At 70.3% G+C, this 24,962-nt stretch carries 20 protein-coding genes; 15 read left to right on the top strand and 5 right to left on the bottom strand.

The genetic code is table 11. The features are described from left to right. The first annotated feature begins 15 nt into the window (after positions 1-15). The 11 genes from ACFYV1_RS14930 (at position 16) to ACFYV1_RS14880 (ending at position 16,681) form a co-directional block, all read left to right on the top strand. Positions 16-741: a redox-sensing transcriptional repressor Rex gene (locus tag ACFYV1_RS14930; RefSeq protein WP_389395856.1), complete on the top strand. Its 726-nt coding sequence runs from the start codon at positions 16-18 to the stop codon at positions 739-741. Next, on the top strand, positions 738-2,507 hold the full coding sequence (locus tag ACFYV1_RS14925; RefSeq protein WP_389395855.1) for a glutamyl-tRNA reductase: 1,770 nt from the start codon (positions 738-740) through the stop codon (positions 2,505-2,507). Before ACFYV1_RS14930 ends, ACFYV1_RS14925 begins: the two co-directional genes overlap by 4 nt. Beyond that, positions 2,504-3,475 (top strand): hydroxymethylbilane synthase, encoded by a 972-nt coding sequence (hemC, locus tag ACFYV1_RS14920; protein ID WP_389395854.1) that lies wholly within the window; start codon positions 2,504-2,506, stop codon positions 3,473-3,475. Before ACFYV1_RS14925 ends, hemC begins: the two co-directional genes overlap by 4 nt. Further along, positions 3,472-5,139 carry a uroporphyrinogen-III synthase gene (locus tag ACFYV1_RS14915; RefSeq protein WP_389395853.1) on the top strand — a complete coding sequence of 556 codons (1,668 nt, stop codon included), beginning with the start codon at positions 3,472-3,474 and terminating at the stop codon, positions 5,137-5,139. Before hemC ends, ACFYV1_RS14915 begins: the two co-directional genes overlap by 4 nt. A 133-nt stretch (positions 5,140-5,272) precedes the next feature. Further along, the gene (locus ACFYV1_RS14910; RefSeq protein WP_389395852.1) at positions 5,273-6,127 is read left to right on the top strand and encodes a class I SAM-dependent methyltransferase; all 855 of its coding nucleotides are present in this window, start codon (positions 5,273-5,275) and stop codon (positions 6,125-6,127) included. Between the two features lie 147 nt (positions 6,128-6,274). After that, positions 6,275-7,264: a porphobilinogen synthase gene (hemB, locus tag ACFYV1_RS14905; RefSeq protein WP_389395851.1), complete on the top strand. Its 990-nt coding sequence runs from the start codon at positions 6,275-6,277 to the stop codon at positions 7,262-7,264. A gap of 347 nt (positions 7,265-7,611) precedes the next feature. After that, positions 7,612-8,286, top strand: a complete 675-nt coding sequence (locus ACFYV1_RS14900) for a hypothetical protein (RefSeq protein WP_389395850.1) — start codon at positions 7,612-7,614, stop codon at positions 8,284-8,286. Continuing rightward, entirely contained in the window at positions 8,283-10,418 is a 2,136-nt protein-coding gene (locus ACFYV1_RS14895) for a hypothetical protein (RefSeq protein ID WP_389395849.1), read from the top strand. Before ACFYV1_RS14900 ends, ACFYV1_RS14895 begins: the two co-directional genes overlap by 4 nt. Positions 10,419-10,476: 58 nt before the next feature. Then, a complete protein-coding gene (locus tag ACFYV1_RS14890) occupies positions 10,477-12,084 on the top strand; it encodes a type I restriction-modification system subunit M (RefSeq protein ID WP_389395848.1) in 1,608 nt (535 codons plus the stop codon). A gap of 170 nt (positions 12,085-12,254) precedes the next feature. Next, the gene (locus ACFYV1_RS14885) at positions 12,255-13,385 is read left to right on the top strand and encodes a restriction endonuclease subunit S (RefSeq protein ID WP_389395847.1); all 1,131 of its coding nucleotides are present in this window, start codon (positions 12,255-12,257) and stop codon (positions 13,383-13,385) included. Beyond that, positions 13,382-16,681, top strand: a complete 3,300-nt coding sequence (locus tag ACFYV1_RS14880; protein WP_389395846.1) for a type I restriction endonuclease subunit R — start codon at positions 13,382-13,384, stop codon at positions 16,679-16,681. Before ACFYV1_RS14885 ends, ACFYV1_RS14880 begins: the two co-directional genes overlap by 4 nt. A gap of 12 nt (positions 16,682-16,693) precedes the next feature. Here the strand turns inward: ACFYV1_RS14880 and ACFYV1_RS14875 are convergent, their stop codons facing one another. Both ACFYV1_RS14875 and ACFYV1_RS14870 read right to left on the bottom strand, forming a co-directional pair. Beyond that, the gene (locus tag ACFYV1_RS14875) at positions 16,694-16,930 is read right to left on the bottom strand and encodes a DUF397 domain-containing protein (RefSeq protein ID WP_389395845.1); all 237 of its coding nucleotides are present in this window, start codon (positions 16,928-16,930) and stop codon (positions 16,694-16,696) included. Next, complete coding sequence (locus ACFYV1_RS14870; protein ID WP_389395844.1) at positions 16,930-17,751, bottom strand: Scr1 family TA system antitoxin-like transcriptional regulator; 822 nt, start codon at positions 17,749-17,751, stop codon at positions 16,930-16,932. Before ACFYV1_RS14870 ends, ACFYV1_RS14875 begins: the two co-directional genes overlap by 1 nt. A gap of 114 nt (positions 17,752-17,865) precedes the next feature. On the opposite strand from ACFYV1_RS14870, the gene ACFYV1_RS14865 reads away from it, so the two are divergent. Continuing rightward, positions 17,866-18,312, top strand: a complete 447-nt coding sequence (locus ACFYV1_RS14865; protein ID WP_389395843.1) for an ATP-binding protein — start codon at positions 17,866-17,868, stop codon at positions 18,310-18,312. 154 nt (positions 18,313-18,466) lie between these two features. After that, positions 18,467-18,955 carry a hypothetical protein gene (locus tag ACFYV1_RS14860; protein WP_389395842.1) on the top strand — a complete coding sequence of 163 codons (489 nt, stop codon included), beginning with the start codon at positions 18,467-18,469 and terminating at the stop codon, positions 18,953-18,955. A gap of 197 nt (positions 18,956-19,152) precedes the next feature. On the opposite strand, the gene ACFYV1_RS14855 is transcribed toward ACFYV1_RS14860, so the two are convergent. After that, positions 19,153-20,022 carry a glycoside hydrolase family 19 protein gene (locus ACFYV1_RS14855; RefSeq protein ID WP_389395895.1) on the bottom strand — a complete coding sequence of 290 codons (870 nt, stop codon included), beginning with the start codon at positions 20,020-20,022 and terminating at the stop codon, positions 19,153-19,155. Positions 20,023-20,300: 278 nt separating this feature from the next. On the opposite strand from ACFYV1_RS14855, the gene ACFYV1_RS14850 reads away from it, so the two are divergent. After that, positions 20,301-20,570, top strand: a complete 270-nt coding sequence (locus ACFYV1_RS14850) for a DUF1876 domain-containing protein (RefSeq protein WP_389395841.1) — start codon at positions 20,301-20,303, stop codon at positions 20,568-20,570. 61 nt (positions 20,571-20,631) lie between these two features. On the opposite strand, the gene ACFYV1_RS14845 is transcribed toward ACFYV1_RS14850, so the two are convergent. Continuing rightward, the gene (locus ACFYV1_RS14845) at positions 20,632-21,360 is read right to left on the bottom strand and encodes a DUF4232 domain-containing protein (protein WP_389395840.1); all 729 of its coding nucleotides are present in this window, start codon (positions 21,358-21,360) and stop codon (positions 20,632-20,634) included. Positions 21,361-21,578: 218 nt separating this feature from the next. Here ACFYV1_RS14845 and ACFYV1_RS14840 point away from each other — a divergent pair, with 218 nt between their 5' ends. Continuing rightward, the gene (locus tag ACFYV1_RS14840) at positions 21,579-23,012 is read left to right on the top strand and encodes a helix-turn-helix domain-containing protein (RefSeq protein WP_389395839.1); all 1,434 of its coding nucleotides are present in this window, start codon (positions 21,579-21,581) and stop codon (positions 23,010-23,012) included. Positions 23,013-23,059: 47 nt separating this feature from the next. On the opposite strand, the gene argS is transcribed toward ACFYV1_RS14840, so the two are convergent. Then, positions 23,060-24,823: an arginine--tRNA ligase gene (argS, locus tag ACFYV1_RS14835; protein WP_389395838.1), complete on the bottom strand. Its 1,764-nt coding sequence runs from the start codon at positions 24,821-24,823 to the stop codon at positions 23,060-23,062. Between the last annotated feature and the right edge of the window lie 139 nt (positions 24,824-24,962).

The following is a 24,962-nucleotide window of genomic DNA, read 5'->3' as shown; positions in this document are numbered from 1 at the left end:
TCCCCCAGGAGCACCGTGGCAACTGGCCGAAATCACCGACCGGCGACCCGTAGCCGAGGAATCCCCGAGGCCACCGTCGCCCGACTCCCGCTGTATCTGCGGGCTCTGACCGCGCTGTCCGAGCGGTCCGTACCCACGGTCTCCTCCGAGGAACTCGCGGCCGCGGCCGGCGTCAACTCCGCGAAGCTGCGCAAGGACTTCTCCTACCTCGGCTCCTACGGGACCCGCGGCGTCGGCTACGACGTGGAGTATCTCGTCTACCAGATCTCCCGTGAACTGGGTCTGACCCAGGACTGGCCGGTTGTGATCGTAGGAATCGGTAATCTCGGTGCCGCGCTCGCCAACTACGGCGGCTTCGCCTCCCGTGGTTTCCGGGTCGCCGCACTGATCGACGCGGACCCGGCAATGGCCGGAAAGCCCGTCGCCGGCATCCCGGTCCAGCACACGGACGAGCTCGAGAAGATCATCAGCGACAACGGGGTGTCGATCGGTGTCATCTCCACGCCCGCAGGTGCCGCTCAGCAGGTCTGCGAGCGTCTGATCGCCGCGGGCGTCACGTCCATCCTCAACTTCGCCCCCACCGTGCTGTCGGTGCCCGACGGGGTCGACGTACGCAAGGTCGACCTCTCGATCGAGCTGCAGATCCTCGCCTTCCACGAGCAGCGCAAGGCCGGCGAGGAGGCCGACGCCTCGACCCGCAAGGGCCCCGAGGGCGACATCTCCGCGGTGATGCCGGCATGAGTCTCCTGGTCGTGGGCCTGAGCCACCGCAGCGCCCCCGTGAGCGTCCTGGAGCGGGCGTCGCTGCCCGCCGACGCGCGGATCAAGCTGCTTCAGGACACCCTCGCCGCGGAACCCGCCACCGAGGCCACGGTCCTGGCCACGTGCAACCGCATCGAGCTGTACGCGGACGTGGACAAGTTCCACGCCGGCGTCGCCGAGCTCTCCACGCTGCTCGCCCAGCACAGCGGCGTGGGTCTCGAGGAGCTCACCCCGTATCTCTACGTGCACTACGAGGACCGGGCCGTCCACCACCTCTTCTCGGTGGCCTGCGGCCTGGACTCGATGGTCGTCGGCGAGGGGCAGATCCTCGGGCAGATCAAGGACGCCCTGGCGCTCGGGCAGGAACTGCACACCGCCGGACGGCTGATCAACGACCTCTTCCAGCAGGCACTGCGGGTCGGCAAGCGCGCGCACAGCGAGACCGGGATCGACCGGGCCGGGCAGTCGCTCGTCACCTTCGGTCTCGAACAGCTCGCCGCGGGCACGCCGGTCGAGACCTGGGCGCGGGACAAGCGGGCGCTGGTGATCGGCGCCGGCTCGATGTCCTCCCTCGCCGCCACCACCCTGGCCCGCCTGGGCGTACGCGAACTCGTCGTCGCCAACCGGACCGAGGAGCGCGCGGAGCGGCTGGCCGCGGTGCTGTCCGAGTCGGGCGGCGTCAGGGCGCACGCCGTGAGCATGTCCGAGGTGCCCGCCGAGCTGGCCCTGGCCGATGTGGCGGTCTCGTGCACCGGCGCGACGGGACTCGTGCTGACGGCCGAGTCGGTGGCGGCGGCGCTCACGGAGCACGTGGTGCCGGGAGCGCCCGCCGGCGCGGACCTGAGGGCTCCCGAGGGCAGTGTCGTCGCACGGCTGGCCGCCGCGGCGGCCCGTGACGGCCGCGTGGCCGAACTTCCGGGCGGCGCGGACGACCTGGCCGGCCTGCCCGGTGTGGACCGGGCGGGCGGGCCGGACGCCGGCCAGGCCCGTGGCGGAGACGTCGCGGGGGCGGTCCCCGGATCCGCAGGTGCGAACGTTGCCCAAGGCGCCGAGAGCGCCGAGAGCGCCGTGCGCGACGACGTGATCGACGCGACCGGACCGGCCGGCTTCGCGGACGGCGAGTGCCCCGTCGGGCTCGACGACTCCCTCGTGCAGCACGGTGCCTGGGTCGACAACGGTGCCCGCGCCCCGCGCGGCGCCGACCGCACGGTCACCGCGCACGGCAACGGGCCGGTACGGCTCGCGCTGCTCGACCTGGCCATGCCCCGTGACATCGACGCCGCCGTCCACCGCCTCGCGGGAGTACGGCTCGTCGACATCGAGTCCCTCGCGGAGGCCTCGGCCGACGCGCCCATGGCCGCCGACGTGGACATGGTCCGCTCGATCGTCTCGGACGAGGTCGCCGCGTTCGGCGCCGCCCAGCGCGCCGCGCACATCACGCCGACGGTGGTCGCCCTGCGCACCATGGCCGCCGATGTGGTCGCCGGTGAAATGGCGCGCCTCGAGGGGCGGCTGACCGGGCTCGACGAGAAGCAGCGGGCCGAGATCACCCAGACGGTGCGCCGCGTGGTGGACAAGCTCCTGCACGCGCCCACCGTGCGGGTCAAGCAGCTGGCCGGAGAACCCGGCGGCGCCGGGTACGCGGACGCGCTGCGGACCCTCTTCGACCTCGACCCGGAGACGGTCGCCTCCGTCAGCCGGGCCGACCTGAATGACGCAGACGTCAAGAACCGAGGGCGAGTATGACCGAGAGGGCACTGAGGCTCGGAACCCGGCGCAGCAAGCTGGCCATGGCCCAGTCCGGGCAAGTGGCGGAGGCGGTGCGCCGCGTGACCGGCCGCGACGTCGAGCTCGTCGAGATCACCACGTACGGGGACGTGTCCCGTGAGCATCTGGCGCAGATCGGCGGCACCGGCGTGTTCGTCGCCGCGCTCCGCGAGGCGCTGGCGCGCGGGGAGGTCGACTTCGCCGTTCACTCGCTGAAGGACCTGCCGACGACGCAGCCCGACGAGCTGGCGCTCGCGGCCGTGCCCAAGCGCGAGGACCCGCGGGACGTGCTGATCGCGCGCGACGGCCTGACCTTCGAGCAGCTGCCGAACGGCGCGCGGATCGGGACCGGTTCGCCGCGCCGGATGGCGCAGCTGAACGCGTACGCCCGCACCCACGGCCTGACCATCGAGACGGTGCCGATCCGCGGCAACGTCGACACCCGCATCGGTTTCGTCCGTGACGGGGAGCTCGACGCCGTCGTACTCGCCGCGGCCGGACTCAACCGGCTCGGCAGGACCGACGAGGTGACCGACTTCCTGTCGGTGGACTTCGTTCTGCCCGCCCCCGGCCAGGGGGCACTGGCGATCGAGTGCAGGGCCGGGGCCGACGGCCACGATGCTGCACTTGTCGCCTCGCTCGCCGAGCTCGACGACCCGCACACGCGGGCCGCCGTGACCGCCGAGCGTGTCCTGCTCGCCGCCCTGGAGGCCGGCTGCTCCGCACCTGTGGGTGCGCTGGCCGACCTGTTGGGCGACGGCCAGGCTGTCACCGAGATGCGCCTGCGCGGCGTCGTCGGCACGACCGACGGCTCGACGCTGGTGCAGTTGTCCACCACCGGCCCCGTACCCACGTCGCACGACGACGCGGCGGCGCTCGGACGCGAACTCGCGGACGAGATGCTCGCCAAGGGTGCGGCCGGTCTTATGGGGGAGCGAGCACTTTGAGCCCCACCACCTCGAACCGTCCACCCCTCCCGGCACACGGACAAGGGCACGTCACCTTCCTGGGCGCCGGTCCCGGCGATCCCGGTCTGCTGACTCTGCGCGCCGTCGAGGCGCTCGCGGGCGCCGACGTGCTGATCGCGGAACCGCATGTGCTCGACGTCGTACGCGGGCATGCGCGGCCCAACGTGAGCACGCCTGCGCTGACGGTTGTTGACGAGGCGTCAACAACCGCCGGAATCCCCGTACTCAGGGATGCGGCCAATCTTGTCATGGAGGCCGCGCGCGGCGGCAAGCGGGTCGTCCGTGCCGTGACCGGCGATCCGGGCCTGGACACCGACGCAGGTCAGGAGATGCTCGCGTGCGCCGGCGAAGGGATTCCCTTCGAGGTCGTGCCGGGTGTCGCCACCGCGGTGGGCGTGCCCGCCTATGCCGGCATCCCGCTCCGTGACGAGAACGGCACGGACGTCAGGTTCATCGACGCCCGGACCGCCTCCGACCGGTGCTGGACCGAGGTCGGCGCGAGCGACGGCACGGTCGTCGTCTCCACCACGCTGGAGACCGTCGCCGTCGCGGCGGGCGAACTGGTCGCGGCCGGCCGCAAGCCGGACACCCCGCTGACCGTCACCGTCGCCGGTACCACCACCCGGCAGCGGACGTGGACGGCGACGCTGGGCACGATCGCGCAGACCCTGAAGCAGGCGAAGGTGCTGCCGTCGCCCGACGGCCACCAGCCGGTCATAGCCGTGGTCGGCGAGCGCACCTCCGCCGCCCGGCGCGACCAGCTCGCGTGGTTCGAGTCCAAGCCGCTGTTCGGCTGGAAGGTGCTCGTTCCGCGTACGAAGGAGCAGGCCGCCTCCCTCTCCGACCAGCTCCGCTCCTACGGCGCGGTGCCGCACGAGGTCCCGACCATCGCCGTCGAGCCGCCGCGCACGCCGCAGCAGATGGAGCGCGCGGTCAAGGGTCTGGTCACCGGCCGTTACGAGTGGATCGCCTTCACCTCGGTCAACGCGGTGAAGGCGGTGCGGGAGAAGTTCGAGGAGTACGGGCTCGACGCGCGTGCCTTCGCCGGGATCAAGGTCGCGGCGGTCGGCGAGCAGACGGCCGCGGCGCTCGTGGACTTCGGTGTGAAGCCGGACCTGATGCCGAGCGGCGAGCAGTCCGCGGCGGGTCTTCTCGAGGACTGGCCGCCCTACGACCCGGTCTTCGACCCGATCGACAGGGTCTTCCTCCCGCGTGCCGACATCGCCACGGAGACGCTGGTCGCGGGGCTCATCGAGCTCGGCTGGGAGGTCGACGACGTCACCGCCTACCGGACGGTGCGCGCCTCGCCGCCGCCGGCCGACACCCGTGAGGCGATCAAGGGCGGCGGGTTCGACGCGGTGCTCTTCACCTCGTCCTCGACGGTGCGGAACCTGGTCGGCATCGCGGGCAAGCCGCACAACGTGACCGTGATCGCGTGCATCGGCCCGGCGACCGCGAAGACGGCGGAGGAGCACGGGCTGCGGGTGGACGTGCTGTCGCCTGAGCCGTCCGTGCACCGGCTGGCCGAGGCGCTCGCCGACTTCGGCGCGGCACGGCGGGCGGCGGCGGTCGAGGCGGGCGAGCAGGTGACCCGCCCGTCGGAGCGGCGCCCCGGCGGACGCCGACGCCGTACGACGACCTGAGCCGAAGTGCTTGCGGAGGCGGGGCGGACGGGTGTTTCCCGTCCGCCCCGCCTCCGTCGTGTTCGACAGGCCGGGCCGGTGGGCGTACACCGGAAGCAGAGCTGCCGCCTGGGTGAACGAGTGGGTGACCGTCATGAGCGCCGAGACGTCGCGCGTCGATCCGTCCAACGCCGAGCAGGCACTCGCGTGGGACGGTGACGAGGGCGCCTACTGGGCCGCGCACCATGACGAGTTCGACCGTGCGATCCGCGCGTACCAGCGGCCGTTCCTCGACGCCGCCGCCCTGCACCGCGGCGAGCGTGTCCTCGACATCGGCTGCGGCAACGGGGTGACGTCCCGTGCCGCTGCCCGGCTCACCGTCGGCGGGCCGGTGCTCGGCGTCGACCTGTCGGGCGCGATGCTGCGGTTCGCCCGGCAGGAGGCCGCGCGCGAGGGGCTCGACAGCGTCCGCCACGAGCAGGCCGACGCCCAGACGTGCCCCTTCCCCGAGGCGTCCTTCGACGTGGCGATCAGCCGTGCCGGGGCCATGTTCTTCTCCGATCCGGTGGCGGCCTTCCGCAACATCGCCCGCGCGCTGCGGCCCGGCGGCCGGCTGGTGCTGCTGGTGTGGCAGGGCCTGGAACGCAACGAGTGGTTCCGGTCGCTCGCGAACGCGGCCGCGGCCGGCCGCGAGCTGCCCCTGCCGCAGCCGGGTGCGCCAGGACCCTTCGCCATGGCCGACCCCGACGTCGTGAGGGAGAGACTCACCGCCGCCGGGTTCGAGGAGCCGGAGGTGACCGGGCTGGAGCGGCCGATGAACTTCGGGCGGGACGCCGAGCAGGCGTACGCCTTCGTCTCCGGGATGCTCGCCCGGCTGGTCGAGGACCTCGACGAGGCGGGCCGTGCGCGGGCCCTGGCCGGTCTGCGGGCGGACATCGAGGCGCACGCGACGCCGGAGGGTGTGCTCTACACCTCGGCGACCTGGATCGTCACCGCGACCCGGCCGTAGAGACCGGGCACCGACGGGCCCTGCCGGACCGGACCGGACGGGAGCGGGACCGGCCCGGCCCCTCACCGCCCCGGCCCGCCCCGCCCCGCTCCGTCGCCGACGGGCTGTCGGTATTCGCACCCTTGCGGCGGGCGTAGCGTGGCATGCATGACTGTGTACGGATCCTTTCCCGGTGCGCGGCCGCGGCGGCTGCGGGTGAATCCTGCGATGCGGCGCATGGTCGCCGAGACCCGGCTGCATCCGGCCGATCTGATCCTGCCCGCGTTCGTGCGCGAGGGGATCAGCGAGCCCGTGCCGATCCAGGCCATGCCGGGCGTCGTCCAGCACACCCGTGACACGCTCCGGAAGGCCGCCGTCGAGGCGTGTGAGGCCGGCGTCGCGGGGATCATGCTCTTCGGCGTGCCCGAGGACGCCAAGAAGGACGGGCTCGGCACCGCCGGCACGGACCCGGACGGCATCCTCCAGGTCGCCATCCGCGACGTCCGCGCCGAGGTCGGCGACGAACTCGTGATCATGTCGGACCTCTGCCTGGACGAGTACACCGACCACGGGCACTGCGGTGTTCTCGCCGAGGACGGCCGGGTCGACAACGACGCCACGCTGGAACGTTATGCCGAGATGGCCCAGGTCCAGGCGGACGCCGGCGTCCACGTCGTCGGCCCGAGCGGCATGATGGACGGTCAGGTCGGCGTGGTCCGGGACGCGCTGGACACCATCGGCAAGGAGGACGTGTCGATCCTCGCCTACACCGCGAAGTACTCCTCCGCCTTCTACGGCCCCTTCCGCGAGGCCGTCGGTTCGTCGCTGAAGGGCGACCGCAAGACCTACCAGCAGGACTCGGCCAATGTGCGGGAGTCGATGCGGGAGCTGGCGCTCGACCTGGAGGAGGGCGCGGACATGGTGATGGTCAAGCCCGCGGGCCCCTACCTCGACATCCTGGCGCGCGTCGCGGACGAGGTGGACGTGCCGGTCGCGGCCTACCAGATCAGCGGCGAGTACGCGATGGTCGAGGCGGCGGCGGAGAAGGGCTGGATCAACCGCGAGGCGGCGATCGCCGAGACGCTGATCGGCATCAAGCGGGCGGGCGCGAGCATGATCCTCACCTACTGGGCGACCGAGGTCGCACGCGGCCTCTGACACGTGGAACGTGGGAGGAGCGGGCCCCTACCAGGCCCGCTTTTCAGTTGCTTCACGCTAGCGCGTCACTACTGAGAACCGGGGTTCTCAGTAGTGACGCGCTTTGCGCGCTTCCCATGCGGGGAAGATCGCGCTACATTGAACTCATCGCGGTGATGGGGCATCAGCTCACTCATCACGGCCAGAACAGTGATGCCCTGTACCGCCCAATCTGCGTGGGCGGTACAGGGCGATCACCAGGCTCTACCCCGGGCTGTGTGCTGTGCGGTGAAGCAAGCGGTGACAGGACTCCAAGGCATACCCCGGCAGATTAACACGCCTGCCGGTGCGACGAAAGGGCGGGGCCGATGACGAGGAACGGTGACGAAGAGCAGTTAGTGGCGGCCATCTCGCCGGAGCGGTTCCAGCCGTTCCTGGACGCCTGTGGCGGGGACACCGTGATGGCACTGCGGCTGTACGCCTGGGACGGGGAGGCGGCTCGTGCCCTGCACAGCCCTCTGCGTGACCTGGAAGTCAGCCTGCGCAACCAACTGCACCGCCAGCTGAGCGGCAAGTTCCAGCAGGCCGACTGGTGGAACCTCTCGCGGGCCCGGCCCAACGACTACGGAATGGGCGAGGTGCGCCGGGCCGAGGACGACCTGGCGGAGCGCGGCCGGCGGTTCGGTCCGAGCGATGTCGTCGCAAAGCTGCCCTTCGGCTTCTGGGTGGCCCTGCTCAGCAGGGGCGGCAGTGGCAACTACGAAATGAAGTACTGGTACCCGTCACTGCGGCACTGCTTCCGCGGCCATGGGCGGGACGCGCTGTACCAGCGGTTCAACAAGATGCGGACCCTGCGCAACCGCATCGCGCACCACGAGCGCATCGAGCACCGCCACCTGGAGCAGGACTTCCGGACGGCCGTCGACCTGATACGTCTGGTCGCCCCCGAACTCGCGTCCCGCCACGAGAAGTACAGCCAGGTCCCCACGGTCCTGGCCCGCAAGTCCCGGGTCCTGTCGGGTGAGGAGGAGGTCGTGCTGTGACCGAGCAGCGGCGGTACGAGCCGGTGACCCTCGGCGAGATCAAGGAGCTCGCCGGGGTCGGCCGGCCCACGGTGAGCAACTGGCGACGTCGGCACGACTCGTTCCCGCAGCCGGTCGGCGGCAGCGACAGCAGGCCGCTGTTCGACGCCGACGAAATCGCACAGTGGCTCGACACCCGGCCGGTGCCGGACGCCGAACTTGGCCTTGACGGCACGCTCCCCACGTACGGCGAACGCTTCCGGGACGGGCTTCGCCTGCGCCGCATGGTCGCGCTCGCACACGAGGAGCGGGATGTCGACGACCTGCTCGTACGGGCGATGGCCGTGGCGGCGATGGAAGGCGAAGGCGGTGGCACCCACATCGAGTTCCTCTACGACGGGCTGCTCCACGACTACGACCGCGCCGGACCTCAACTCGTAGGCATCGTCGAGGAGCTCATCGAGGAGCAGGACAGCGCCGGCGCGGCGGCCGACACCATCCTCGGTCTCGCCGGCCGACTGCAGTCCGACTTGGCGATGGACGAGACGCCGGCTGCAGTGGCGGAACTGATCGCCGCCCTCTCGAATCCCCTCCTGCACGGGCCGGAGCCGCATGCCGTCGTCAATCTGTGTGCCGGGACGGGGGAGGTGCTGTTCGCCATCGGAGACGTGGACGCGGTGGGCGACGCGGTGGCGGTCGAGCCCGACCCGCTTCGACGCCGACTGCTGGCCTACCGACTCCTCGCGCATTGGACGGCCGACCAGGTGGCGGTGTGCGCGGACGTGACGGAGTTGTCCGGCCTGCGCCCTCAAGGACAACAACTGGCGGAGGACATCGAGACCAGGGAGGCGCAGCCGTGGGGATTCCCGGCGGCGGACCTCGTCGTCGCCGACCCGCCGTACGCCTCCGGTGAGCGTGAGAACGACGAACACGGCCCGCTCAGCTGGGCCACGGAGGCCGTGAGCAGGCTCGCCGCCGACGGGCTGGGACTCGTCGTCGTACCTGCCTGGACGCTGTCCCGGCCTCGCGGCGGCACGCCGACGGCCAACGTCCGGATGCGGGAGGACCTGTTCCGGTCCGGCGTCGTCCAGGCGATCGTCCAACTCCCGCGCCGCATCCACACGTATCGGACCGGCGCCGAGCACGCCCTGCTCGTCCTGCGGGGCTCCGGCGGCGGGGCCACGGACGGCCGGGCCCTGCTCGTCGACGCGGACCGGCTGGCGCGGCGGGTCGGCCGTGACTGGGTGCGCCATGTCGTCGGCCTCCTCGGCAGCGACGACACACCCGTGGCCCAGGAGGCGCAGCGACTTGCCGTCGAGGCACCGGGCCGTGGCGTTCCGCATCTTCTGGACGGTCGTTCCGTGCTTCCCGCCCATCGGCTGGCCGTGCCGGAGAAAAGGTTCGGCCACATCACGGCCACGATGGAGGCGCGGAAGAACGCGTTCATCGTGCTGCCGCAGCTGAAGCAGTGGATCGGCGGACTCGGCATCGCCGGACGTGATCCGAAGGCCGGCCACCACAGGGTGGACGCGCAGTTCAAGGCCGGTCAGCTGCGGCCGCTGCCGGGGCACCGCATCGCCGGGTACGACATCGGCGACGCGGGGGTACCGGTCATCGGCCGTGAGGAGATGCTCGGCGCACTGCCGATCGGCGCACGACGCATCATGCCCGAGCGACTGGCCGACTACCCGCAGGCGAAACTGACCGACAAGGGCGACGTACTGCTGCTCACCGAGCACGGTGTGCACGCCCAGGTGGACGACGCGGGTGGCTGCGTACTGCTGGCCCCGGTGCAGGGCGTGCAGATCACGGCCTACCGGAAGTACCTGGCCGAGCTGGCGGCGGGAGGGCGGGTACGTCCGGAGACGCTGTGGATGCGCCCGTACACCTTGGCCGCGCTGCTGTCCGCCCCCCGCAACCAGCAGCGGACCAGCGGCTCCCTGGTGCGGCGGGTCAGCGTACGGGACATGGACCTGCCCCAGTTGTCCCCGCAGGAGGTCGCCGAACTTGAGGCCGTCCTCGTCGAGACCGAACGGCACCGGGCCGAGGTGCGGCGGCAACTGGCCGCGCTCGACACCCTCGCCGAACAGCTGGCGGCCGGTGTCGCCGACGGTGAGCTGCTCGTACGGGGGCGGTCCGACGGCCGCACCTGACCCGACCACCGACGATCCCCGCCCGGCAGGGCGGACCACGAGAGAAGCGAGACCCGCAGTGCCACCACGGAAGAAGTCCGCACCCGAGGACATGAAGACGATCCTCTGGAAGTCGGCCGACAAGCTGCGCGGCAGTCTGGACGCCGCGTCCTACAAGCATTTCGTGCTCGGTCTCGTCTTCCTCAAGTACGTCTCGGCCGCGATGAGCGAGAAGCGCGTGCAGCTGGAGGCCGAGCTGCGTGAGGAGGGCGGCTGGAGCGAGGAGGACATCCTCGTCACCCTGGAGGAACGCCGTGAGTACACCGGCGCGGGCATCTTCTACGTGCCGCAGAGCGCCCGCTGGGAGACGGTCCTGGAGCGGGCCGGCGCGTCGGTCGAGGGCGAGACACTCGGCGAGGCGATCGACGCGGCGATGCGCGCGATCGAGGCGCAGAACCCGGCGCTGAAGAAGACCCTGCCCAAGATCTACGCCAGTGGGCGCGTCGACGAGGAGCGCCTTTCGGGTCTGGTCCGGCTGCTCGACCGCCTCGCCTTCCAGGAGCAGTTGGGCGAGGACGGAAAGCGCAAGGGCGCCCGGGACATCATGGGCGAGGTCTACGAGTACTTCCTCGCCGAGTTCGCCCTCAAGGAGGGCCGCAAGGGCGGCGAGTACTTCACCCCGGAGAGCGTGGTCCAGCTGCTGGTGGAGGTGCTGGAGCCGCAGCAGGGCGAGCGGGTGTACGACCCGGCGTGCGGGTCTGGCGGCATGTTCGTCCAGGCGGAGAAGTTCATCGAGTCGCACGGCGGCAACCCGCTCAACGTCTCCGTCTTCGGCCAGGAACTCAACCAGACCACCTGGCAGCTCGCCCACATGAACCTCGCCATCCACGGCGTCGAGGCCAACCTCGGCGACGAGCCGGCCGACACGTTCCGCAACGACCAGCACGGGGATCTGAAAGCGGACGTGGTGATGGCCAACCCGCCCTTCAACATCTCCGACTGGGGCGGAGAGCTGCTGGGAATGGACCGGCGGTGGGTCTACGGCACCCCGCCGGTCACCAACGCGAACTACGCCTGGCTCCAGCACATGATCAGCAAGCTCGCGCCGAGCGGGCGCGCGGGAGTCGTCCTCGCCAACGGTTCGATGAGCAGCAAGCAGTCCGGCGAGGGCGACATCAGGCGCGGCATGGTCGAGGACGACCTGGTGATGTGCATGATCGCCCTGCCGGGCCAGCTGTTCCGGTCCACGCAGATCCCGGCGTGCCTGTGGTTCCTCGCGGAGGGCAAGGGCAAGCACTCGGAGTGGGTGCAGGGGCGCAAGGGCGAGGTCCTGTTCATCGACGCGCGCGAGTTCGGCGAGATGAAGAACCGCACGCTGCGGGAGCTGACGGAGGCGGAGATCGTCGGCCGTATCGGCGACACGGTGCGCGCGTGGCGCGGCAAGGAGGGCACCGGCACGTACGAGGACGTGCCGGGCTTCTGCGCGAGCGTCGCGCTGGAGGCCATCGCGGAGCACGACTACGTGCTCACACCGGGTCGGTACGTCGGCTCGGCGGAGGCCGAGATCGACCCGGACGCGGAGCCGGTGGAGGCGAAGATCGCCCGGCTGACGGGGCTGCTGCGGGAGCAGTTCGCGGAGTCGGAGCGGCTGGCGAAGGTCGTGGACGAGCAGTTGGGGAGGGTGTGATGGGGGAGTGGCGGACGGTTCGTTTTAGGTCCCTCGGGGACGGAGGTCGAGGGGACTTCTCGCTCGGCCCTTTCGGGTCGAAGGTCACTACGCACGACTACGTGACAGCGGGCGTCCCCTTTGTTCGGGGAGTAAATCTGGGTGCTGGGCGGTTTGTGGATCGAGACTTTGTGTTCATCTCTGAGGCCTTGGCGGATGAGCTCGATTCGGCGACCGTGCGACCTGGCGAGCTGATTTTCACGAGGAAGGGGACGATTGGCCAGGTTTCTGTGATCCCTCAGAATCCTCGTTTTCCGCGGTACGTGATCTCGTCGAGTCAAATGAAGGCTCGCCTCGATCGGGACAGGGCCGTGCCGGGCTTCTACTACTTTTGGTTCCGCTCTCCGCAAGGGCAGCGCGCACTGCTGGCAAATGCGTCACAGGTCGGTGTACCCAGCATTGCGAATTCGCTTGCGACGTTGAGAGACGTGCTGGTCCCGTTCCCGGCCCGAGCGGAACAGCAGGCCATCGCCGAGGTGCTTGGCGCGCTGGACGACAAGATCGCGCTCAACGAGCAGATCGCGGCCACCGCACGCTCACTCTGCCGCGCCACCATGGAAGCCGTCTGGCACGCTGAGCGCATCACTTCCCTGACTGATCGCGATGCGGCCCTCCCTGCTGAGTGGCAGCGCACCAACCTTGGCCGGCTCTGCGCCGCAGGCGGTGGTGCAATCCAGACCGGGCCGTTCGGTAGTCAGCTCCACGCCGCCGACTACGTTGAGTCCGGAATTCCGAGCGTCATGCCGCAGAACATCGGCGACAACGTCATTTCAGAAGACGGGATCGCCAGGATCACGGCCGTGGATGCGCAGCGCTTGTCCAAGTACCTCTTGGCTGAGGGAGACATCGTGTACTCCCGGCGAGGCGACGTGAAGCGCCGCGCGCTCGTGCGCAGCTACGAGGAGGGATGGCTCTGCGGCACCGGCTGTCTGCGTGTGCGAGTCGGAACAGCCGCGAGTCCGTTGTTCATCAGCTACTACCTCGGTGAGCCTGAGATTCAGGACTGGATCGCGCAACACGCGGTGGGTGCCACTATGCCCAACCTGAACACCTCGATCCTCGGAGAGGTCCCCGTCGTCCTGCCGCCAGAGCCGGTGACGGAGGCAACCCGTGTACGCCTGGCGGGGCTCGATGCCGCAGCGGCGCACGTGACACACGAGAACCGCACCCTCGCCGAGCTGCGCGACACCCTCCTCCCGCAGCTCGTCACAGGGAAACTCCGCGTCAAGGACGCCACCCGCCTCGTCGAGGAGGTCGTATGAGCAGTGGCAGCAGCCCCGGCCCCGGCCCCAGCCACAGACAGCCGCCGCCACCCCACCCGCCCGGTGAGCCCCCCGTCGACCGGCTCACCGAGTGGGAGCTCGAAGCTCACGCGCTCGGGCTGCTCGCCGAGTACGGGTGGCTGCATGTGCCCGGGGCCGAACTGGGCCCCGCGTACAACGTCCGTGCGGACTGGAGCGACCTCGTCCTGCGGCCCAACCTCCGCAAGGCGATCCTGCGTCGCTACCCCCGCCTGCCCGAGAGCGCCGCGGACGACGTCGTCGCCGAGCTGCTGACGCAGCTCACGCAGAACGACCTGCGCGAGAACCAGCGTTTCTACGAGTACCTGACCACCGGCGTGTCCGTCGCGCACGACGACCCCGCCACGGGCGAGACGCTCCACACCGTCGTCCGGCCCGTCGACTTCGGCGATCCACACGGCAACGAGCTGATCGCCGCCAGCCAGGTGCGTGTCAAGAGCGTCAAGGACCGGACGTTCATATTCGACATCGTCCTGTACGTGAACGGCCTCCCGCTGGCCGTCGCCGAGTTGAAGAAGGCCGACAGCAACGACGACGCCCGCGCCGCCTACGATCAGATCCAGGGCTACCGCCGCGAGCTGAAGCAGACCGGCGCCTTCGGCACGATCCTCGTCGCGCTCGTCTCCAACGGTGTCACGGCCCGCGTCGGCACCCCGTTCACGCCCTGGCAGCACATGGCCCCGTGGAACGCCGACGAGGACGACGTCATGCTGCGCAAGCACCAGCGCGGCGACGGACGGGCGCTGGAGCGCATGATCTACGGCGCCTTCGAACCGGCCCGGTTCCTCGACCTGATCGCCCACTTCCTCTCCTACTCGGCCGAGAAGTCGGGAGGTGACGTCGACACGGTCAAGCTGGCCAAGGCTCACCAGTACATCGCCGTGAACGAAGCGGTCCGCGCCACCGAGTCCGCGATCGCGACCGACGGCCGGGCCGGTGTCGTCTGGCACACGCAGGGCGCCGGCAAGAGCGAGGAGATGCTCTTCTACGTCGGCAAGGCGTCCTCCACCCCCGAGCTGGCCGGCCCCACCTTCGTTGTCCTCACCGACCGGATCGACCTCGACAGCCAGCTCTTCAACACCTTCGCCGCCAGCGCCACGCTCCGCCGCAGGATCAGCGGCGAGCCCGTCCAGGCCATCGACACCCCGCAGTTGCGCGACCTGCTCAACACCCCCGACGCCAACGGCGGTGTCGTCTTCGCCACGCTCCAGAAGTTCCGCCTCACCGAGGCGGAACGCTCCGCCGGGGCCCGGCATCCGCAGATCTCACCGCGCCGCGACGTGATCGTCGTCATCGACGAGGCGCACCGCAGCCACTACGACTTCATCGACGGCTACGCCCGCAATCTCCGCGACGCCCTCCCGAACGCCACCTTCATCGCCTTCACCGGCACCCCCATCAACAACGCCACGGGCAGCACCGAGGGGGTCTTCGGCGAGAACATCCACACCTACGACCTCACGCAGGCCGTCGACGACGGCGCGACCGTCCCCGTCTACTACGAGCCGCATCTCGTCAAGGTGGACCTGATCAAGGACGCCGACCTGGACGAGCTCGACGCCCGCGCCGAGGGCCTCGTCGAGGGGCTGACGGACGAGGAGCGGAGGCAGGCCCGCCGGCTGTTCGGCCAGTACGAGGACCTGATCGGCTCCAAGGCCCGCATCCGGGAACTCGTGGGCGCGCTGCTGGAGCACTGGGACGCCCGCAGCGCCGAGATGCGCAAGCTGACCGCCCGGCCCGACAAGCCGGGGCACACGGGCAAGGGCATGGTGGTCTGCGCGTCGCGTGCGATTGCTGCCCGCGTGTTCGAGGAGGTGATCCGCCGCCGTCCCGACTGGGCCGGCGAACGGAACCCGAAGTCGGGCCTGCTGACCGACGACACCGGACGCGTACGCGTCGTGTTCACCGGCAGCCCGGCACGGGACACCGAAGAGGTCGCCGACTACGTCCGGACCCCCGACCAGCTCAAGGACATCCAGAAGCGGGTCGTCGATCCGGACGACCCGCTGGAGCTGATCATCGTCCAGTCGCTGTGGCTGACCGGCTTCGACGCACCGCCCCTGCACACCCTGTACCTGGACAAGCGGATGCGGGGCGCGGCCCTCATGCAGGCGATCGCGCGGGTGAACCGCACCTGGCCCGGCAAGACGGCCGGCCTGGTCGTCGACTTCCAGGGGGTCATACGGGAGATCAAGGAAGCGCTCGCCGAGTACTCGAAGGAGGACCAGGACGACCGGATGCTGGGCGCGGACCTGGCCGGGGCGGTCCAGCTTGTCCGGGAGAGCCACCAGCGCCTGGAAGACCTGCTGCACGGGTGCCCGTGGCGCAGGGTCCTGGCGAGCGGCAGGGGCCAGGCGTACCGCGAGGCGGTGACGGAGGTGCTGGAGTTCCTGATCGTGCCCGAGCCGGGTCTCGATCCCGACCAGGCCACGCGGAAGGAGCTGTTCCAGCACTACGCGAACAAGCTCCGCCAGGCGTTCGCGCTCTGCCCGACCGACGCCCGGGTGCAGGACCTGCTGCCCGACATCCGGTTCTTCGAGACGGTGCGCAACGCGCGGGAGCGGCACACGGCCGAGGAGCGCGCCCTGGAGGGCGCGACCAGCGCGGTGGACGTCAAGCTGCTGATCGAACAGCTCAACGCGTCCGTCGTGGCGGCCGACGGCGTCGTCGACATCTACGACGCGGCCGGTCTGACCAAGCCGGACCTGTCCCACCTCGACGAATCGATGCTGCGTGACCTCCAGAACTCCAAGCACCCGAATCTCGCCATCGAGGCGCTGAGGCGTCAGCTGGTGAAGGACATCAAGGCCGCCCACCCGCACAACCTGACCCGGCAGGAGAGCTTCACCAACCGGATGAAGGCCGCCATGAACCGCTACACCAACGGTCTGCTGACGGCGGCCGAGTTCATGAAGTTCCTGGTCGACCTGGCGCGTGACGTGGCGGCCGACCGGGGACGCGCACGGGACCTCGGGCTCACGGACGACGAACTCGCCTTCTACGACGCGCTGGCCGCCGACCCGTCGGCCGTTGAGCAGATGGACGACTCACTCCTCGCGAAGATCGCACACGAGCTGTACGAGCAGATCAGCAAGGACGTGACGGTCGACTGGAAGCTCAAGGAGCAGGCCAGGGACCGGATCATGGCACGCGTGCTGAGGCTGCTGCGCAAGTACGGCTACCCGCCGGACAAGCAGCCCGCGGCGATCGAGCGCGTGCTGAAGCAGGCGGAGGAGATGGCGGAGTCGCTGGCGTGACCCCGCCGGCCGTCAGCCCACGTGCGCGGTGAAGGCCGTCCAGGCGGCCGGTGCGAGGCTGAGCACCGGGCCGCCGGCGTCCTTGGAGTCGCGGACGTGGATCGCGGCGGGGTGGGTGGCGACCTCGACGCACGCGCCGCCTTCGCTGCCGCTGTGGGTCGACTTGCCCCAGTCGTAGGCCACTTCGAGGCACTGGCCGCCCTCACTACCGCTGTAGCTGGACTTGAACCACTTCAGTGCGGTGCTCATTACTCTCCCAGCAGCCGGTCCAACAGACCCTTGCTGTCCTCCGGGTTGAGGGCCTGTGTCCGCAGCATCGCATACTTCCGCGCCAGGATGCTGACCTCGTCCGGGTCGGAGATTAGCTGGCTGCCGCGCTGACTCTCGGTGTAGCCGAGGAGCTGATGGTCCAGGGTCTCCAGCAGCGTGAAGGGGCCGTCCAGCCCCGCATGGCTGGTGCGGCCGAACGGCATCACCTGGAGCGAGACACCCGGCAGTTCGGCGCACGCCCGCAGGTGGCGCACCTGCTCCTCGTACACCTCGTCCCCGCCCAAGCGGTCCATGAGGATGGCCTCCCACATCACGAAGCTGATTGTCGGCGGCCGGGTCCGCGCCAGGATCTCCTGGCGGGCCACGCGGGCGGCGACCTGTGCCTCGATCTCGTCCGCGTTGAACGCGGGCACGCGGCTGCGGAAGACCCCGCGTGCGTACCGCTCCGTCTGGAGCAGACCGGGCACGACCTGGTTGTCGTACCAGGACAGTGCGATCGCATCCCGCTCCAGGTCCATGTACTCCTCCGCCCACGCCGGGATCAGGTCCACCTCCGGCAGGTGCTCCAGCGCCACCGACAGCGCGCCCTTAGTGTCGAGGCGGTCGTCGAATCTCTGAGCGAGGTCCGGCTTGAGCGGGCGGCGGCCCTGTTCGACGGAGGCGACGGTCTCTTCACCGAGGTTGAACTCGGCGGCGAGCTCACGCTGGGTGAGGCCCGCGGCCTCGCGGAAGCGGGCCAGCTGGCGGCCGACCATCCGCACGGCGGTCGCGTTCTTGCGAGGGCTTCTCCTGGGGTGCATACCCGTGCAACTCCCCGGGCCGGTCCGTACGTTACGCCTCCACCGCCCGTACAAATCAAATGTACGGCTCGACGAAGTGCCGCACGTCGCTGACTCGACGCGACGCTCGTCGCCGTGGACAAGACCATGCGACACGAGGACCTGCGCGAACTGTTCTGCCGCCGCGAACGCCGATCGGTGCGCACAGCCCGCGAGTTCGTCCGCGACGCGCTGACCGCCTGGAGCTGGGACGCGCGGGCCGGCGACGTCACGCTGTGCGTGAGTGAGCTCGCGACGAACGCGCTGGTGCACGGTGTGCCGCCGGGGCGCGGATACCTGCTGCGGCTCTGGCTGTACGAGCAGGGGAGCGCGCTCCGCGTCGAGGTGCACGACAGCGGAGACGGGAAGCCGCGCCTGCGGGACCCGGACGGCGAGTCGGGGCGCGGCCTGCTGCTGGTGGACGCGCTGGCCGATCGGTGGGGGGTGGGGCCGCGCGCACCCGGCAAGGTGGTGTGGTGCGAATTCGAGCGGCATAGGCCATTTGCTTCATCCTCCCGTTTCCGTTCCGGGACTCATGAATGACCTGCTGACCTGGGGAGATGCGGCTTCGCCGGGCCCGGGGGCGGGGTGATGCGGACGTGTCGTTGCCGGTGATCGCGGCGAGTGTGGTGCACGGCACAGATTGGCCAATCTCCCGGGACTTCTCCGGGACGGTGCTCGTGTGGAGGAGAGAAGGATGCGGTTTTCCCGGATAGCGACAGGAGCCGGCGTCGCCGGCATGGTGCTGGCCTTGTCGCCGGCAGTGGCGTGGGCGGGCGGTGCGCCGGACGGAGGCGGGCCGACGAACGTGCGGGTGAGTCCGTCGCAGGTCCATCAGGGCGCGACGCTGTCCGTGACGGCGAGCGGCTGTACGAACGGCGGTACGGTCACCTCGGCGGCGTTCCCCGCCGTGCGACTGCCCGCAGGGGCCACGACGACGACCACGGCACGCGTGAACAACACGGCCACCCCCGGAGCGGCGACCCTGACCGTGACGTGCTCGGGCCGCAGTGCCCACGCGGGCTTCACGGTGCTCAAGGGGACGGCGACGCAAGGTGGTCTGGGCGGCTCCCAGCCCTCCGGCACGGCGGAGACGGTCATCGGCACCGCCATGGCTGCCGGGGCTTTGGCCGCCGGGGCGTTCGTCGTCGTCCGACGGCGTCGTCGCGTCGGCGTTCACGGCTGACGACGCCCTTCCGACAGGTGCGGGCGGTGAACCGTGGGACGAGCACGGTTCACCGCCCGCACCGTCGTGTTCCCGCACTACGGACAGGACCAGCCGTACCCGTCTGCGCCGCCCCACCGGGCGAGCCCGGACATGGTGCGGCCGCGGCCGGGGGCGACGTCTCCCCGGTCCGCGGCCCGTTCAGCGGTGGCCGGACCTCAGCAGTAGAGGTTCCCGCCGGTCGGCACGCCCAGTATCTGGGCGAACTGCTGGTACTTGCTGACCCGGCTCTGGACCTGTGCCGGGTTCTTGCCGTCGCACTCCAGGGAGCCGTTGATGGAGCGGATCGTGTGACCGAAGCCGGCCTGGTTGACCATGGCGTTGTGGCCGGTCATCGTGCCGGGACCGTTCTGGGTGTTCCAGTACCAGAGGCCGGTCTTCCAGGCCACGGCCGCGTCGTTCTGGACGAGCCAGGGGTTGTTCAGCAGATCGATGCCGAGGGCGTCACCGGCGGCCTTGTAGTTGAAGTTCCAGCTGAGCTGGATCGGTCCCTTGCCGTAGTAGGCGGCCTGACCGGCCGGGCAGCCGTACGGCCGGCTCCAGTCGCAGTAGTGCGGGTAGTTGGCGGTGTTCTGTTCGACGATGTGGACCAGGCCGCCGGTCTCGTGGCTGACGTTCGCGAGGAAGGCCGCGGCCTCCTGCTTCTTCACCGTGTCGCTGCCGGTGTTGGCGAAGGCCGGGTAGGCGCTCAGGGCCGCCTTGAGGCCGCTGTAGGTGTAGAAGGAATTCCGGTTCGGGAACATCTGGTTGAACTGGGACTCACTGACCACGAAGCCGGTGGGGGACGGAGTGCCGCCGCCACCGCAGTTGTAGGGGTCCCAGTACCAGGTGCTGATGGTGGGGCTGTAGCCCGGATTGTCGTGTTCGGCTATGTAGTAGGAACCGTTGTACTTGACAACGTTGCCAGCCGTGTACCAGGCGCCTTGCTGCCAGTTGGGGGCGGTGTCGCAGGGCGAGGCGGCCGACGCGGAGGCCGTCAGGCCGACGGCTAGGCCGGCGGCCACGAACAGGGAGGTGAGCAGGGCCATCAGGCGGGTTCTCAGCACTCGATCACTCCTTCTGAGCGCAACGGCCCTGCCCGGGAGGGCAGTTGCTCTCCGGGGCCAGGCCGCGGTGGGGGGCTGTGGGCACACTCAAGCGCGCTTGACGTGATCGAGTCAAGGTATAGACCAATGAGACTTGCGGGTAGGTTCGCGGCGGAGGCCGTCGGCAGGGCGCGGTATGCCGCGCGTCCCCGGGGTGAGGGTTCGCGATCAGCGGCCGTGCGGAGCACCCTTGAAGTGGTAACGCCGGAGGTGATTCCGTCATGCAGACACTCGTCGGATGGCACATCGAGATGGAGTTCAAGGAAGAGGGCGACCGCACCCGGGCGGCCGCCATGGTGCGGCTCGGTGACGGTACGGAGTACCGCGGTCACGGAAACGCGAACCGTCACAGGTCCGACGAACCGCAGATGCTGGTCGGCGAGGAGATCGCGGGCGCGCGCGCCCTGATGGACCTCGCCTCCCAGCTGCTGCAGAAGGCCCACACGGAGATCGACGACGCCGCGGGCAGGCCGTCGCACGAGATCCGTTGAACGGCCGCCCCGTGCTCACGGGGCGGCCGGTTCGTCGCCCGGGATGCCGGTACCCGGGACGTCAGTGCATGAGGGCGTCTTCCATGGAGCCCTGCCAGTAGCTGACGGTCGTGGACGTGTCGGTGTACGTGTCGGCCGGCAGGCTGATCACGGCCGGTGCGTCGTCGGTCGAGCCGGAGCCGCTGCGCGGAGCGAAGCCGACGGCGAGCTTCGCGGCCGTGCGGCCGTCGTCCCCGCTGCCGTCCGCCGCCGCCAGCATGATCGAGGCGTAGGCCGACTCGCCCGGGGCGAGGGTGACGACGGCCTGCGGTTTGCTGTCGACGTCGACGGCGGTGGCGGCCTGCCCGTCGTCGAAGCGGAGCAGCGGCGCGTGGTACGCGTTGCAGGCCTTGGAGCCCGTGTTGGTCATGGTGAGCAGCGCGTGGTTGATGGGACGGCGCACCGTGCTGTAGGTGACCTTCACGTCCGCGCCGCAGGCTGCCGTGACCGGGCCCGGGTCCTCGGCCCCGCCGCCGCCCGTGCCGGCGGCGGAGCCGCCGTTTCCGGCGTCTTCTCCCTTGCCCTTGCCGGCACCGGCCGGCTTGTCGGTCGGCGTGCTCGCGGGTTCGGCCGGGTCCGAAGTCGGCTTCGTGGTGGAGTCCTTGGCCGGCTTCTGTGCGGTCGGCGCGCTCGTGGAGGGGGCGGCGCCCTCGTCACGGGCGCCGTCGTCGCTCTGGCAGGCGGTGAGCGAGAGGGCCGCGATCAGGGCCGTGGCGGCGACGGACGTGCTGCGGATCAGGTTGGTGCGCATGGTGGTGGTTCTCCCCGTTCGGATGGTCGTGCTCGGTCTTGCCGGGTCGTGCCTTGCGGCGTGTTCACAGGTTGGGCGGGGGTGGATTCCGGCCGCAACGCCTGCCGGACCATTGGGGATGCCGGAACGGCTGTGAGTACCCTGACCTGGGCGGAAAGCCCTTGCCTGGAACGCCGTTCCGGGACGCGGCACCGGGACGACGTGGGGGGAGAACCGCAGTGGCGACGACGCCGGAGGCCGAGCAGCTCGCAGGTGTGCTGCGGCAGTTGAAGGATCGCTCCGGGCTCAGCTACGGAGCGCTGGCGGGCAAGCTGCACGTCAGCACGTCGACGCTGCACCGGTACTGCAACGGTGACGCCGTTCCCGCCGAGTTCGCCCCCGTCGAGCGGCTGGCTCGGCTGTGCGGTGCGGGGCGCGAGGAGATGGTCGATCTGCACCGGCGGTGGATCCTCGCGGACGAGGCCCGCCGGCGTGGACGCGCGGGCGCGGAGACGGCCACGGCGGGGACGGCCACGGCGGGGACGGCCACGGCGGGGACGGCCACGGCGGGGACCTCGGAGACGTCTTCGGCGGCGGACGCGGGCGCGGCACCGGAGACCGTTTCCGGGACGGTCGGTACGGCGGACGCGACTGCCCCGACTGCCCCGACTGCCTCGCCTGCCGCGACTGCCTCGCCTGCCGCGCCGGAAGAGCTCGGACCTCCGCCTGTCACCGCCCCCGGCACCGGGGAGGGCCCCCGCCGCAAGCGCCTCGTCGTGGCCCTGGCCGCGGCCGCCGTCGTCGTCCTCGCCGTCCCGGTGGCCGTCGTCGCGAGCGACACCGGTGACTCCCGTGATCCGGACGCGAGGACCGGCGGGTCGGCCGGAGCCGTCGCGCCGACCGGGGAAACCCGGTCCCCTTCCGCCTCCCGCACCGGCTCCGCCTCACCCTCGGCGAGTGCCTCACCCGGCACCGGCGCGGATCCGAGTGCCTCCCGCCCGGGCGCGGCCCCCTCCGCGGCGGCGTCGCGTGCCGGCGAGACCTCCGCCGGGACCGGCGGTGTGCCGCTGCGCGTGGGGATCAGTTCGTACAACTGGGCCGCGCCGTGCGGGCAGTACTACCTCCTCGGCAAGAAGCCGGGCACGGTCCCCCCGCAGCCCGCCCCGCAGGACCATCGGACCTGGGCACGCGTGCTCGGCGGCGTCGACGCCGGCCGTATGCAGCTCCAGCTGACCGCCACCGGGAGGACCGAGGACTCGGTGGTCATCACCGACGTGCACGTGCGGACCGTCTCCCGGGAGAAGCCGCTCGAGTGGGACGCCTACTCCATGGGTGAGGGGTGCGGCAGCGGTGTCACTCCGCAGACCTTCGACGTGGACCTCGACGCGGGCCGCCCCGTCGCGACGCCCGTCGCGGGTACGGACGGCGACCTGATCGTGCCCGCCAAGGACTTCCCGTACAAGGTGGCGTCGAACGATCCGCAGGTCCTCAACTTCGACGTGCACACCGAGGAACACCACGTCGGCTGGTACCTGGAGGTCGCGTGGAGCAGTGGTGACCGGCGCGGGACCGTCCGCGTCGACGACGACGGCAGGCCGTTCCGTACCAGTGCCGTGGAAGGCCGTCCCATGCACGACTACTGGCCGGACAAGGGCGAGTGGGTGGCTCGCTGACTCGTCCGGCCAGTGCGCGAACGGTGTGTTCGCGGGTGCAGGTGTGATCAGAGGCGCTCGGGCGTCCGGATGCCCAGCAGCGCCATGCCCTGGTGGAGCGTGCGTCCGGTGAGGTCGACCAGGAAGAGGCGGTTCTCCACGACCTCCGGCGAGTTGTCCGGGCTGAGCACGTGGCACTGGTCGTAGAACGTGGTCAGGTGCGACGCCAGCTGGTACAGGTACGCGGCCAGTTTGTGCGGCTCGTACGAGCCGGCCACCTCGGCCAGCACCTCGGCGAACCGGTCGAGGTGCAGACCCAGCGCCCGCTCCGCCGGGGCGAGCGGCAGCTCGCTGTGCGCGGCGGGACGCCGCTCGCCGGCGTTGCGCTTGATCGACTGGATACGGGCGTACGCGTACTGGAGGTAGACGGACGTGTCGCCGTTCAGCGACACCATCTGGTCCAGGTCGAACTTGTAGTCGCGCACCGCGGACGTCGACAGGTCGGCGTACTTCACCGCGCCGATGCCCACGTACCGGCCGTTCTCGGCGACCTCCTGGTCGGTGAGGCCGACCTTCTCCCGCTTCTCGGCGACGACGGCCGTCGCCCGGTCGATCGCCTCGTCCAGCAGGTCGACCAGCCGCACCGTCTCGCCCTCACGGGTCTTGAACGGCTTGCCGTCCTTGCCGAGCACCGTGCCGAACGCCAGCTGGACGGCCTTGACCTCGTCGCTCAGCCAACCGGCCCGTCGGGCGGTCTCGAAGACCATCTTGAAGTGCAGGGACTGGCGGGCGTCCACGACGTACACAAGGGTGTCGGCGTCGAGGTTCCGCACCCGGTCGCGGATCGCGGAGAGGTCGGTGGCGGCGTACCCGTAACCGCCGTTGGACTTCTTCACGATCAGCGGCACCGGGTTGCCGTCCGGGCCCAGCACATCGTCGAAGAAGACGCACAGCGCGCCCTCGGAACGCACGGCGACGCCGGAGTCCTCGAGGATGCGGCAGGTCTCCTCGAGCATGTCGTTGTACCCGGACTCGCCGACGACGTCGGGGTCGCGGATCTCCATGTCGAGCTTGTCGAAGACCGAGTAGAAGTAGATCTTCGACTCGTCCACGAACTTCTGCCACAGCGCGAGAGTCTCCTCGTCGCCGGACTGGAGCTGCACCACACGGTCGCGGGAGCGCGCCTTGAACTCCTCGTCGGAGTCGAACAGCACGCGCGCGGCCTTGTAGAGGCGGTTGAGGTTGGACATCGCCTCCTCGCCGGAGACGCCCTCCTTGTGGTCCAGCTCGTGCGGGTGCTCGATCAGGAACTGGATGAGCATGCCGAACTGGGTGCCCCAGTCGCCGATGTGGTGGCGCCGGATCACCTTCTCGCCCGCGAACTCCAGGATCTGCACCATCGCGTCACCGATCACGGCGGACCGCAGATGGCCGACGTGCATCTCCTTGGCCACGTTCGGCTGGGCGTAGTCGATGACCGTGGTGCCCGGGTTCTGCGCGTACGGGACGCCGAGACGGTCGTCGGCGGCACGGGCGGCCAGCGTCTCGGTGATCGCCTTGTCGGTGATCGTGAGGTTCAGGAAGCCGGGGCCGGAGACCTCGATGTCCTTCAGCACGTCGTTCGCCGGGATGGCCTCGACGACCTTGGCGGCCAGCTCCCGCGGGTTGCCCTTGAGCTTCTTCGCGAGCGCCAGGATGCCGTTGGCCTGGAAGTCGGCCCGGTCGCTTCGTCGCAGCAGGGGGTCGACGGCGCCGGCCTCCGGCAGGGCTGCCGTCAGGGCGTCCGCGAGACGCTGCTGCACGTTCGAAGCGAGGGAAGGGACCGAGGCCATGAGCTTCCGTTCCTGTCAGGGGGCTGTTGCGGTTGTCAAGTATCCCATGGAGAAGCAAACCGTTTCCCGGAAGAATGGCCGGGGACGGGCAACCCCGGAGGAACACCCTCCGTCTGGGAGAATGGCCGGGAGCTCCACC

Source organism: Streptomyces sp. NPDC003023 (assembly GCF_042888225.1).
In the GTDB taxonomy this organism is placed as follows: Bacteria; Actinomycetota; Actinomycetes; order Streptomycetales; family Streptomycetaceae; genus Streptomyces.
This window is presented reverse-complemented; position numbering and strand designations above follow the sequence as displayed.